The 13,175-nt window shown below is 71.6% G+C and carries 9 protein-coding genes; all 9 read left to right on the forward strand.

Going from position 1 to position 13,175, the window contains the following annotated elements:
- The first annotated feature begins 256 nt into the window (after window positions 1–256).
- The 9 genes from ABD946_RS30555 (at window position 257) to ABD946_RS30595 (ending at window position 13,097) form a co-directional block, all read left to right on the forward strand.
- Window positions 257–4,759 (forward strand): HAMP domain-containing protein, encoded by a 4,503-nt coding sequence (locus ABD946_RS30555; RefSeq protein WP_380149865.1) that lies wholly within the window; start codon window positions 257–259, stop codon window positions 4,757–4,759.
- Window positions 4,760–5,018: 259 nt separating this feature from the next.
- A complete protein-coding gene (locus tag ABD946_RS30560) occupies window positions 5,019–5,639 on the forward strand; it encodes a response regulator (protein WP_345288838.1) in 621 nt (206 codons plus the stop codon).
- A 233-nt stretch (window positions 5,640–5,872) separates the two neighbouring features.
- Window positions 5,873–8,521, forward strand: coding sequence for a DNA translocase FtsK (locus ABD946_RS30565; protein ID WP_345288795.1), 2,649 nt, complete (start codon window positions 5,873–5,875; stop codon window positions 8,519–8,521).
- 217 nt (window positions 8,522–8,738) lie between these two features.
- Window positions 8,739–9,581 (forward strand): helix-turn-helix domain-containing protein, encoded by an 843-nt coding sequence (locus ABD946_RS30570; protein WP_345288796.1) that lies wholly within the window; start codon window positions 8,739–8,741, stop codon window positions 9,579–9,581.
- A 72-nt stretch (window positions 9,582–9,653) separates the two neighbouring features.
- The gene (gene rimO / locus ABD946_RS30575) at window positions 9,654–11,102 is read left to right on the forward strand and encodes a 30S ribosomal protein S12 methylthiotransferase RimO (protein ID WP_345288797.1); all 1,449 of its coding nucleotides are present in this window, start codon (window positions 9,654–9,656) and stop codon (window positions 11,100–11,102) included.
- Entirely contained in the window at window positions 11,099–11,713 is a 615-nt protein-coding gene (gene pgsA / locus ABD946_RS30580; RefSeq protein ID WP_345288798.1) for a CDP-diacylglycerol--glycerol-3-phosphate 3-phosphatidyltransferase, read from the forward strand. The genes rimO and pgsA overlap by 4 nt, the downstream gene beginning before the upstream one ends.
- Window positions 11,710–12,186: a CinA family protein gene (locus ABD946_RS30585; RefSeq protein ID WP_345288799.1), complete on the forward strand. Its 477-nt coding sequence runs from the start codon at window positions 11,710–11,712 to the stop codon at window positions 12,184–12,186. Before pgsA ends, ABD946_RS30585 begins: the two co-directional genes overlap by 4 nt.
- 238 nt (window positions 12,187–12,424) lie before the next feature.
- Window positions 12,425–12,796, forward strand: a complete 372-nt coding sequence (locus ABD946_RS30590; protein WP_345288800.1) for a helix-turn-helix domain-containing protein — start codon at window positions 12,425–12,427, stop codon at window positions 12,794–12,796.
- A 28-nt stretch (window positions 12,797–12,824) separates the two neighbouring features.
- Window positions 12,825–13,097: a hypothetical protein gene (locus ABD946_RS30595; RefSeq protein ID WP_345288801.1), complete on the forward strand. Its 273-nt coding sequence runs from the start codon at window positions 12,825–12,827 to the stop codon at window positions 13,095–13,097.
- The last annotated feature ends 78 nt before the right edge of the window (window positions 13,098–13,175 follow it).

A 13,175-nucleotide genomic window follows, 5' to 3' on the forward strand; every position in this document is an offset into this window, starting at 1 on the left:
CGGTCGAGGTGCGCCGGCGTCCGCCCCGAGTGCGGCGGGCCGGTGGCCGCCCCGGAAGGGGGGTGGCGCGGAGACGGTCACGATGCGGGAGGACCTCGACGTGAGTTCGGCCACCAAGGACGTACCCGGCACCACCCCGGCCGCCGGCCGCAGCGGTGGCCGTCCGGCATCCCGCCCTGCGCCCGGGAGGCGCCCGAACCACAACCGGGGGGCCGAGCCGGCCGACCTGCGCAAGCTGCTGGCCGCGCTCACCGCGATGCGCGACGGCAACTTCCGCCGCCGCCTCACCGTTCCCGGCGACGGCCCGCTGGCCGAGATCGCCGCGGTCTTCAACGAGGTGGCCGAGCGCAACCAGCACCTGACCGGCGAACTGGCCCGGGTCCGCCGGGCGGTGGGCCGCGAGGGCAGGCTGTCCGAGCGGCTGGAGAGCGGGGTCGGCGAGGGCGCCTGGATGGCGGCGGTCGACAACTGCAACGCGCTGATCGACGACCTGGCCCGCCCGATGGCCGAGGTCGGCCGGGTGCTCACCTCCATCTCCGAGGGCGACCTGGACCAGCGGATGGAGCTGCGCTCGATCCACACCAACGGGGCCAGCCACCCGCTGCGCGGGGAGTTCCTCAAGGTCGGCCGGACGGTGAACGGACTGGTGGACCAGCTCGGCGAGTTCACCGCCGAGGTGACCAGGGTCGCGGTCGAGGTGGGCACCGAGGGCAAGCTCGGTGGCCAGGCCAGGGTCCGTGGCATGTCCGGGAGTTGGAAGGACCTGGCGGACTCGGTCAACACCATGGCCGGCCGCCTCACCGCCCAGGTCCGCAACATCGCCGAGGTGACCACCGCGGTCGCCAAGGGCGACCTCTCGCACAAGGTCACGGTGGACGTGGCCGGCGAGATGCTGGAGCTGAAGAACACCGTGAACACCATGGTGGACCAGCTCAACTCCTTCGCCGCGCAGGTCACCAGGGTGGCCCGCGACGTGGGCACCGAGGGCCGGCTCGGCGGCCAGGCCCAGGTGCCCGGCGTGGCCGGCGTCTGGCGTGACCTCACCGACTCGGTGAACTTCATGGCCAACAACCTGACCGACCAGGTCCGCAACATCGCCGAGGTGACCACCGCGGTCGCCAAGGGCGACCTCTCCCGCAAGATCGAGGTCGACGCCCGGGGCGAGATCCTGGAGCTGAAGAACACCATCAACACGATGGTCGACCAGCTCTCCGGCTTCGCCGAGCAGGTGACCAGGGTGGCGCGCGCGGTGGGCACCGAGGGCATCCTGGGCGGTCAGGCGCAGGTCCCCGGCGTGGCCGGGGTCTGGAAGGACCTGACCGAGAACGTCAACTCGATGGCCAACAACCTCACCTCCCAGGTGCGCAACATCGCCCAGGTGACCACCGCGGTCGCCAAGGGCGACCTCTCGCAGAAGATCCAGGTGGACGCGCGCGGCGAGATCCTGGAGCTGAAGAACACCATCAACACGATGGTCGACCAGCTCGGCGCCTTCGCCGACGAGGTCACCCGGGTCGCCCGGGACGTCGGCACCGAGGGCATCCTCGGCGGCCAGGCCAGCGTGCCCGGGGTCTCGGGCACCTGGAAGGACCTCACCAACAGCGTGAACCTGATGGCCAACAACCTGACCAGCCAGGTCCGCAACATCGCCGAGGTGACCACGGCGGTGGCGCGCGGCGACGTCTCCAAGAAGATCACCGTCGACGCCCGCGGCGAGATCCGCGAGCTGGTGCTCACCGTCAACACCATGGTCGACCAGCTGTCCGCCTTCGCGGACGAGGTGACCCGGGTGGCCCGCGAGGTCGGCACCGAGGGGATCCTCGGCGGTCAGGCCCGGGTCTCCGGCGTCTCCGGCATCTGGCGGGACCTGACCGACAACGTGAACTTCATGGCCTCCAACCTGACCTCGCAGGTGCGCAACATCGCCGAGGTCGCCACCGCGGTGGCCCGCGGTGACCTCTCCAAGAAGATCACCATCGAGGCCCAGGGCGAGGTCGCGGCGCTGGCCGGCACCCTGAACACGATGGTCGACCAGCTGTCGGCCTTCGCCGTCGAGGTGACCCGGGTGGCCCGCGAGGTCGGCACCGACGGCATCCTGGGCGGCCAGGCCGGCGTGCCCGGCGTCGCCGGGATCTGGAAGGACCTGACCGACAACGTCAACCTGATGGCCAACAACCTGACCGGCCAGGTCCGCAACATCGCCCTGGTCATCACCGCCACCGCCCGCGGTGACCTCTCGCAGAAGATCGACGTGGACGCCCGGGGCGAGATCCTGGAGCTCAAGACCAGCATCAACACCATGGTCGACCAGCTCTCCGGCTTCGCCGACGAGGTCACCCGCGTCGCCCGCGAGGTGGGCACCGACGGCCGCCTCGGCGGCCAGGCCCGCGTACCGGGCGTGGACGGCACCTGGCAGGACCTGACCGAGTCGGTGAACGAACTCGCCAACAACCTGACCCGGCAGGTGCGCGCCATCGCCCAGGTCGCCACCGCGGTGACCCGCGGCGACCTCTCCCTGCGGATCGACGTGGACGCCTCCGGTGAGCTCGACGAGCTCAAGGACAACATCAACCAGATGATCGGCAACCTGCGCGAGACCACCCGGACCAACCAGGAGCAGGACTGGCTGAAGACCAACCTGGCCCGGATCTCCGGTCTGCTGCAGGGCCGCCGTGACCTCGAAGCCGTCGCCTCGCTCATCATGACCGAGCTGACGATGACCGTCTCGGCCCAGCACGGCGCCTTCTTTCTGGCCCAACCGGCGGGCCGCAACGCCGAGTTGATCGCCGAGGACGACGACGAGAACGACACCGTGCTGCGGCTGATCGGCTCCTACGGCTACCAGCGCCGCTCGATGCCGACCACCTTCCGGCCCGGCGAGGGCCTGATCGGCCAGGCCGCGGTGGAGAAGCGCTCGATCATCCTCAAGGAGACCCCGCCCGGCTACCTCAAGATCGCCTCCGGCCTCGGCGAGGCCAGCCCGGCGCACGTGGTGGTGCTCCCGGTGATGTTCGAGGGCCGGCTGCTCGGCGTGATCGAGCTGGCCACCTTCTCCTCCTTCACCACGGTGGCGCTCGACTTCCTGGAGCAGATCGCCGATCTGATCGGGGTGACCGTCAACACCATCAGCGTCAACACCAAGACCGAGGGCCTGCTGCTGGAGTCCCAGCGCCTGACCGCCGAACTCTCCATGCGATCCGCCGAGTTGGAGGCCCGCCAGGAGGAGCTGGAGCGCACCAACGAGGAGCTCCAGGAGAAGGCCGAGCAGCTCGCCCAGCAGAACCGCGACATCGAGATCAAGAACAGCGAGATCGAGGAGGCCCGGCAGATCCTGGAGGAGCGCGCCGAGCAGCTCGCGCTGGCCTCGCGCTACAAGAGCGAGTTCCTCGCCAACATGTCGCACGAGCTGCGCACCCCGCTCAACTCGCTGCTGATCCTGGCCAAGCTGCTCTCCGACAACAACGAGGGCAACCTCTCGCCCAAGCAGGTCGAGTTCGCCGAGACCATCCACGGCGCGGGCTCCGACCTGCTCCAGCTGATCAACGACATCCTCGACCTCTCCAAGGTCGAGGCCGGCAAGATGGACGTCCGCCCGGCCAAGATCGCCCTGGTCCAGCTGGTCGACTACGTCGAGGCCGCCTTCCGCCCGCTGACCCTGGACAAGAACCTGGACTTCGCGGTGGTGGTCTCGCCCGACCTCCCGGTCACCCTGCACACCGACGAGCAGCGCCTCCAGCAGGTGCTGCGCAACCTGCTCTCCAACGCGGTCAAGTTCACCGACAGCGGCGCCGTCGAACTGCGCATCCGCAAGGCCGAGGAGCGCGACGTCCCGCAGCACGTCCGCGAGCAGCTGCTGGAGAACGGCGTGATCGGCGACGCCGACGAGCCGCTGATCGCCTTCTCGGTCTCCGACACCGGCATCGGCATCCCGCGCAACAAGCTCCGGGAGATCTTCGAGGCCTTCAAGCAGGCCGACGGCGGCATCAGCCGCAAGTACGCCGGCACCGGCCTCGGACTCTCCATCAGCCGCGAGATCGCCCGCCTGCTCGGCGGCGAGATCCACGCCGAGAGCGAGCTCGGCACCGGCTCCACCTTCACCCTCTACCTGCCGCTGCGCAGCGAGGCCCCCGAACTCCCCGGCCAGGAGCGCCTCGCCCTGCCCGGCCCGATCCGGGCCACCATCGCCGTCACCCCGGTCGGCACGCCCGTCCCGGTCAACGAGAACCCGGCCGAGCACTGGGCCCAGGAGGTCCGCGAACTGGCCGAGGTGCGCCGCCGGGGCGCCGCCGAACGCCGCCGCGCGGCCGCCGAGGACGCCCCGACGGTCCGTCAGGAGCCGGCCGTGTCGGTGCCCGCGCAGTTCGCCGGCCGCTTCGCCGGCGAGCAGGTGCTGATCGTCGACGACGACATCCGCAACGTCTTCGCGCTCACCAGCGTGCTGGAGCAGTACGGCCTGACCGTGCTGTACGCGGAGAACGGCCGCGAGGGCATCGAGGTGCTGGAGCAGCACGAGGACGTGGCCCTGGTGCTGATGGACATCATGATGCCGGAGATGGACGGTTACGCGACCACCGAGGCGATCCGGCGGATGCCGCAGTTCGCCGGGCTGCCGATCATCGCGCTGACCGCCAAGGCGATGAAGGGCGACAAGGAGAAGAGCCTCGCGGCCGGCGCCACCGACCACGTGACCAAGCCGGTGGAGGCCGACCACCTGTTGGCGGTGATGCGCCACTGGCTCTCTTCCGCCACGGGCAAGTAACCGCCGGGGGCGCGCTCTCCCACCGCACTGGCGGGTCCGGCCGGGAACGGGGTAAGGTCGCGCATCGTTGCGAACAGTGACCGAATGGTGACGTGGTGCTCAGGCTCCGCCCTGCTCCGCTGTGGGATTCGGCACTGCCACGGTGCCGGATCGCTCGGAGCGGCCTGGCGGGCGAGGGGGTGCGGCTAGCATGACCGGTGCGGTGATGAGCGGTACCAAGACGGCCGCGATCGGCAGACAAGCGGCAGGAGGGCGGGTCGTGGTGCAGAAGGCGAAGATCCTCCTGGTCGACGACCGGCCGGAGAACCTGCTGGCCCTGGAGGCCATCCTCTCCGCGCTGGACCAGACGCTGGTCCGCGCCTCGTCGGGCGAGGAGGCGCTCAAGGCGCTGCTCACCGACGACTTCGCGGTCATCCTGCTGGACGTCCAGATGCCCGGCATGGACGGCTTCGAGACCGCCTCCCACATCAAGCGGCGGGAGCGGACGCGGGACATCCCGATCATCTTCCTGACCGCGATCAACCACGGGCCGCACCACACCTTCCGCGGCTACGCGGCCGGCGCGGTCGACTACATCTCCAAGCCCTTCGACCCGTGGGTGCTGCGCGCCAAGGTCTCGGTCTTCGTCGACCTGTACGTGAAGAACTGTCAGCTCAAGGAGCAGGCCGCACTGCTGCGCCTGCAGGTCGAGCAGGGCGAGGCCACCGTGCTCGGCGAGCTCTCCGCCCGCCTGGCCGCCGTCGAGGAGCAGGCCGAGGCCCTCGGCAAGCAGCTCGGCGACTCCTCCGACACCACGGCCGCCGCCACCGCCGCCCATCTGGAACGCAAGCTCGCGGGCCTGCGCAAGGCCCTCGACGCGCTGCGCCCCGGCGCGAGCTAGTCAGCGGCCTTCGGTAGGGCAGCGGCCTCAGGGGCGCGAGGAACTGCGCGAGTCGGAAGGCGGACCACCGGCAACTGAACCACCGTCAGCCAGTTGCAGGTGCTGCCGTTCCCCTGCGCGCAGTTCCTCGCGCCCCTGAGCGCCTGCCCTGCCGCGAGCGCCAGTTGACGGTGCGACACACGGGTGCTCGAGCACGTGTCCAGTGCCTCGGTGCGCCGGTAGGCTGCTGTCCCATGGCCACACGTACGCCCGGCGCGGCAGCGCGCAACCCGAAGTCCGGGCCGGCCAAGAAGGCACCGGCGAAGAAGGCCGCGGCTCCCGCGAAGAAGGCCGCGACGGCGAAGAAGGCGCCCGCCAAGAAGGCGGCCGCGAGCCGCCCCGCGCCCCCGCAGGCCCCCGCGCGCCGCCCGATACTCTTCCGCGCCGTCCGCGCCGTCTGGCTGGGCCTCGCGCACGCCGTGGGGGCCGTCTTCCGCGGCTTCGGCGACGGCGCGAAGAACCTGGACCCGGCGCACCGCAAGGACGGCGTCGCGCTGCTCCTGCTGGCCCTCGCGCTGGTGACCGCGGCCGGGACGTGGTTCAGCCCGCAAGGGTGGCTCGGGGAGGCGGCCACCGCCGTCGTCTCCGGCCTCTTCGGCCGCCTCGACGTGCTGGTCCCGTTCCTGCTCCTCGCCGTCTCGGTCCGCCTGATGCGCCACCCCGGCGGGCCGGACCAGGACGCCAACGGCCGGGTCGCGGTCGGCCTGAGCGCCTTGGCGCTGGGCGTCCTCGGGCTGGTGCACATCGGCTGCGGGGCACCGGCGATGGGCAGCGGGGCGTCGAAGATCAGGGCCGCCGGCGGGATCCTCGGCTGGGCCTCCTCGACGCCGCTGATGGCCGCGGCCGGGCCGCTGCTCGCGGTGCCGCTGCTGCTCCTGCTGAGCTTCTTCGGGCTGCTGGTGGTGACCGCCACGCCGGTCAACCGGATCCCCGAGCGGCTGCGCCTGCTGGGCGAGAAGCTCGGCGTGGTGGAGCCGGCCGAGCTGCCGGAGGACGAGGCCGCGCCGGACCGCGAGTACTCCACCGCCCCGCCGGAGGACGCCGACCCGGACGCGATGCCGTTCACGGTCGAGGACGCCGGGGACGAGGTGGGCGCCCGCCGCCGGCGCCGTCGCAAGCGGCTGGACGAGCCCGAGCACCAGGCCGCGGTCCCGGACCCGTTCCAGACCCGGGACATCGCCGCCGGCGTGGCCGCCGACCTGGACGGCGCCCTGACCTACGGCGTGCCCGCCTCCCCGGCGGTGGCCAGCATGCTGCACCAGGTCAAGGACCACACCGCCCCGCCCGAGGAGCCCGGGGTCCCGGCCGCCCGCGCCTCGGACGCTCCTGACGGCCACTCACCCGCCCCGGCCCGGATGGAGCAGCTCCAGCTCTCCGGGGACATCAGCTACGCGCTGCCCTCCCTGGAGCTGCTGGAGCGCGGCGGCCCGGCCAAGGCCCGCAGCGCGCTCAACGACGAGGTGGTGGCCCAGCTCACCGGGGTGATGACCGAGTTCAAGGTCGACGCCCGGGTGACCGGCTTCACCCGCGGCCCGACGGTCACCCGCTACGAGGTCGAGCTCGGCCCCGCGGTGAAGGTCGAGCGGATCACCGCCCTGGCGAAGAACATCGCCTACGCGGTGGCCACCCCGGACGTGCGGATCATCTCGCCCATCCCGGGCAAGTCCGCGGTCGGCGTGGAGATCCCCAACCGGGACCGCGAGATGGTGACCCTGGGGGACCTGCTGCGCTCGCGCACGGCCGCCGAGGACACCCACCCGATGGTGGTCGGCATGGGCAAGGACGTCGAGGGCCACACCGTGATGGCCAACCTCGCGAAGATGCCGCACGTGCTGGTGGCCGGCGCCACCGGCGCGGGCAAGTCCTCCTGCATCAACTGCCTGATCACCTCGGTGCTGGTGCGGGCCACGCCGGACGAGGTGCGGATGGTGCTGGTCGACCCCAAGCGGGTCGAGCTGACCGCGTACGAGGGCATCCCGCACCTGATCACCCCGATCATCACCAACCCGAAGAAGGCGGCCGAGGCGCTGCAGTGGGTCGTGCGCGAGATGGACATGCGCTACGACGACCTGGCGGCCTTCGGCTTCCGGCACGTGGACGACTTCAACGCCGCGGTGCGCAGCGGGACGCTGAAGCCCCCGCTGGGCAGCGAGCGGGAGTTGACGCCCTATCCGTACCTGCTGGTGATCGTCGACGAGCTGGCCGACCTGATGATGGTCGCCCCGCGCGACGTCGAGGACTCGGTGGTCCGGATCACCCAGCTGGCCCGCGCGGCCGGCATCCACCTGGTGCTGGCCACCCAGCGGCCCTCGGTGGACGTGGTGACCGGCCTGATCAAGGCCAACGTGCCGTCCCGGCTGGCCTTCGCCACCTCGGCGATGGCCGACTCCCGGGTCATCCTGGACCAGCCCGGTGCGGAGAAGCTGATCGGCAAGGGCGACGCGCTCTTCCTGCCGATGGGCGCCTCCAAGCCGGTCCGGATGCAGGGCGCCTTCGTCACCGAGGCGGAGATCGCCAAGGTGGTGCAGCACTGCAAGGACCAGCTGACGGCCCGCTACCGCGAGGACGTGGTGGTCGGCGGCGGCCCCAAGAAGGAGATCGACGAGGAGATCGGCGACGACCTGGACCTGCTGATCCAGGCGGCCGAGCTGGTGGTCTCCACCCAGTTCGGCTCCACCTCGATGCTCCAGCGCAAGCTCCGGGTCGGCTTCGCCAAGGCGGGCCGGCTGATGGACCTGATGGAGTCCCGCGGCATCGTCGGCCCCAGCGAGGGCTCCAAGGCCCGCGACGTCCTGATCAAGCCGGACGAGCTGGACGCGGTGCTCATCACCTTGCGCAGCTGACGTCACGGTGAATTCACCGACTCCTCACCCGATCGGAGGAGGGGAACCGTGCGCCGTCCGGGTACGTCCCACCGTGCAGCCGTCGGGGCCGGGCTGACCCGCCGTCAGCCCGGCGCCCGGGCACCGCACGTTCGGGCCCACTCCGCTTGAGAAAGCCTCCGGGCCCGCCCCTAGACTGTTCTCTCAGCAGGTGGCCAACGCTCGAAAGGCGCGCTCAGTGACCATCGGCAAGTCCTCGCACCGGTCCTCCGACCCCTCAGCCGTGCCGGAGCCCGCCGTCCCCGCCGCCCCGCCGGTGGCGATCGGCCGGGTGCTCTCGGACGCCCGACGGCAGGCGGGGCTGACGGTCGATCAGGTCAGCGCCGACACCCGGGTCCGGGTGCCGATCCTGCACGCCATCGAGGACGAGGACTTCTCCCGCTGCGGCGGCGACGTCTACGCCCGCGGGCACATCCGGGCCATCGCCAAGACGGTCGGGGTGGACGGCGAGGCCCTGGTGGCCGCGTACGACGCCGCGAACGGCGGCGCCCCGTCCGCCAAGCGCCCGCTCCCGCTGCCGGACGCCGGCCCGATCAAGGTCACCGACCACCGGCGGCCGAACTGGACCGCCGCCATGGTGGCCGCGATCTTCGTGGTGGTCGGGCTGATCGGCTTCAACCTGTTCTCCGGCGAGCGCACCCCGGCCGCCGTCGGCGAGGCCAGCGCCCCGCTCTCCGCCACCGCCCCCGCCTCGCCCACCGCCAGCGTGCAGCCCCCGGCCCCGGCGCCCAGCGCGGAGGCGATCGCCGCCGCCCCGGCCGACAGGGTGACGGTCAAGCTGGTCGCCGAGTCCGGGACGAGCTGGGTCTCGGCGCTGGACGGCAAGGGCAAGTCGCTGTTCCAGAACAACCTGGAGCAGAGCAGCTCGCAGACCTTCACGGACCCGAAGCAGATCAAGCTGGTGATCGGCAACGCAGGGGCCGTGCACCTGTACGTCAACGGCAAGGACCTCGGCCCGGCCGGTGCGGAAGGCCAGGTCAAGCACCTGACCTACACCCCGGGCGACCCGCAGGCCGGGTGATCCGGACGCCGGTTCCCACGACGCGGCCTCCGGGGCGAACGGCACCGGGGGCCGCGCGTTAACCTTGTCCCTATGCCTGAACGCCGTACTGTCGCCCTTGTCACGCTCGGATGCGCCCGCAACGAGGTGGACTCCGAGGAACTCGCCGGGCGACTGGAGGCCGACGGCTGGCAGCTGGTCGACGACGCTTCCGACGCCGATGTCGCCGTGGTCAACACCTGCGGCTTCGTGGAGGCCGCCAAGAAGGACTCCGTCGACGCCCTGCTGGAGGCCAACGACCTCAAGGGTCACGGCCGGACCCAGGCCGTGGTCGCGGTCGGCTGCATGGCCGAGCGCTACGGCAAGGAGCTGGCCGACGCCCTCCCGGAGGCCGACGGCGTGCTCGGCTTCGACGACTACACCGACATCTCCAGCCGCCTCCAGACCATCCTGGCCGGCGGCCACGTGGAGGCCCACAAGCCGCGCGACCGCCGCACCCTCCTCCCGCTCACCCCGGTCGAGCGCCAGGCGGCCGCCGCCGAGGTGGCCCTGCCCGGCCACGGCGCCCCCGAGGACCTCCCCGAGGGCGTGGCCCCCGCCTCCGGTCCGCGCACCCTGCGCAAGCGCCTGGACTCCAACCCGGTCGCCTCGGTCAAGCTGGCCTCCGGCTGCGACCGGCGCTGCTCGTTCTGCGCCATCCCCGCCTTCCGCGGCTCCTTCATCTCCCGCCGACCCTCCGACGTGCTGAACGAGGCGGTCTGGCTGGCCGGCCAGGGCGTCACCGAGGCCGTCCTGGTCAGCGAGAACAACACCTCGTACGGCAAGGACCTGGGCGACATCCGCCTGCTGGAGACCCTGCTCACCGAGATCGCGGCCGTCGAGGGCCTGCGCCGGGTCCGGGTCTCCTACCTGCAGCCCGCCGAGATGCGCCCCGGCCTGATCGACGTGATGACCTCCACCCCGGGCGTCGTCCCGTACTTCGACCTCTCCTTCCAGCACTCCGCCCCGGCGGTGCTGCGGAAGATGCGCCGCTTCGGCAACACCGAGCAGTTCCTCCAGCTGCTCTCCACCATCCGCTCCAAGGCGCCGCAGGCCGGCGCCCGGTCCAACTTCATCGTCGGCTTCCCCGGTGAGACCGAGGAGGACTTCGCCGAGCTGGAGCGCTTCGTCACCGAGGCCGGCCTGGACGCGATCGGCGTCTTCGGCTACTCGGACGAGGACGGCACCGAGGCGGCCACCTTCGACGGCAAGCTGCCCGAGGACCTGGTCGCCGAGCGGGTGGCCCGGCTCACCAAGCTGGCCGAGGAGATGACCGCCCAGCGGGCCGAGCAGCGGATCGGCACCGAGGTCGAGGTGCTGGTCGAGTCGGTCGAGGACGGCGTGGTGGAGGGCCGCTCGGCCCACCAGGCGCCGGAGACGGACGGTCTGACCACCCTGCTGGGCGCCGACGACGCCAAGGTGGGCGAGTACTACCGCGCGACCGTGGTCGGCACCGAGGGCGTGGACCTGGTCGCCGAGGTGCTCGCCGGAGCCGGCGCATGAGCAGAGGGGCGGGCGCCGCCCCGGCCAAGCCGGCCGGCTCCGCCCCGCCCGTGCCCTCGCTGTGGAACATCGCGAACGTGCTGACCATGCTCCGGCTGGCGATCGTGCCGGTCTTCGTGCTGCTGCTGTTCGCGGATGGCGGGCACGACCCCAAGTGGCGGGCGGTGGCCTGGGCGGCCTTCGCGGTCGCGATGATCACCGACGTGTTCGACGGGGAGCTGGCCCGTCGCAAGGGCCTGGTCACCGACTTCGGCAAGATCGCCGACCCGATCGCCGACAAGGCCATCATGGGCTCCGCCCTGATCGGCCTCTCGGTCCTCGGGGACCTGCCCTGGTGGGTCACCGCGCTGATCCTGGCCCGCGAGCTCGGCATCACCCTGATGCGCTTCTGGGTGATCCGCTACGGCGTCATCCCGGCCAGCCGGGGCGGCAAGCTGAAGACGCTGACCCAGGGCATCGCGGTCGGCATGTACGTCCTGGAGCTGACCGGCTGGCTGGCCACCGCCCGCGCCGTGGTGATGACCGCGGCCGTGCTGCTGACCCTGGGCACCGGTCTCGACTACGTCCGGCAGGCCGTGGTGCTGCGCCGCAGCGGGGGGACTTCGTCATGACGGACCGTCAGCCGGCCGCCGAGGTGCACCGGGCCCTGCGCGAGCACGGCGCCACCGTGGCGGTGGCCGAGTCGCTGACCGGCGGCCTGCTCTCCGCCGCCCTGGTGGACGTGCCCGGGGCCTCCGCCACCTACCGCGGCGGGGTCACCGCGTACGCCACCGAGCTCAAGGCCTCGGTGCTGGGCGTGGACGAGGGCCTGCTGGAGGTGCACGGCGCCGTCCACCCGGTGGTGGCCCGTCAGATGGCCGACGGGGTGCGGCGGCTGCTGGGGGCGACGTACGGACTGGCCACCACGGGGGTGGCGGGCCCGGAGGAGCAGGACGGGAACCCGGTCGGAACGGTGCACATCGGGCTTTCCGGACCCGACGGAGCACGCACGGCTTCGCTTGGGTTGTCAGGGACACGTGAAACAATTCGACGTGACACCGTCGTCGCCGCCCTCGACCTCCTGCTGGACCGCCTAGCGCGTTGAGCGCCTCCACGGACCGGCTTCATGGAAAAGCACCTGAACAGGCTCCGTTGACAGCAGGATCGTGTTACATCAGATACCCCGAGTGGGCACTAGTCAGGTAGTCGGGCGGGGAACAACAGGGGAGGGGGCAGCCTTGCAGCCCAGAGTGAACACGACCACGGTCCCCGCACGCGATGCGGACGAGGCGGTACGGTGGGGTCGTGACATCTCGATCCGCAGTCCGAGGAGGGAGGCACCGATGATCCTGCTCCGTCGCCTACTGGGCGATGTACTGCGTCGGCAGCGCCAGCGCCAGGGCCGCACACTCCGAGAGGTGTCGGCGGCCGCCAGGGTTTCGCTCGGCTACCTCTCCGAGGTCGAGCGGGGACAGAAGGAGGCCTCCTCCGAGCTGCTCTCCGCCATCTGCGACGCACTCGACGTCCGGATGTCCGAGGTGATGCGCGAGGTCAGCGACGAGCTCTCGCTGGCCGAACTTGCGGCGATGGCCACCCTCTCCGAGGGTGAACTGCTGAGGCCGGTGCTCGAACCCGTGTCGCTGCCGTCACCCGGCGTCGACCGGATGAGCTCCATCTCGCCGAAGGCCGCCGCCGTGGACGTGGTGGCGGCATGACACCGGCCTCCCACCGAGGAGGCCAGTGATGCGAAGCGTACGGTCCCTGCGGGCCACCGCCGTGAGGTGGTGGCCCGCAGTGCTGCTCGGAGCCGCCGTGGTCGGCGGCGGTGTCCTGCACGCCGGCCCGGCCGCCCTGGCCGTCCTGGCGGGCGGTTGGGGCCTGGCCCTGATCCCGGTCCACGCCGACCGGTCACTTCCCCGGAAGGGTGAAGACGTCACGTCCGACGGCCACGCACCTGACGGAGTACGACCGGATCCGCCCAACGGCCCCGGTACCGTCAACTCCCCCGGACCGTGACGAAGGTGGTCACCCCGGGGGCGCGAGGAACTGCGCGAATCGGAAGGCGGCTCACCGGCAACTGAACCGCCGTCAGCC

The organism is Kitasatospora albolonga (assembly GCF_039535905.1).
GTDB lineage: Bacteria > Actinomycetota > Actinomycetes > Streptomycetales > Streptomycetaceae > Kitasatospora > Kitasatospora albolonga.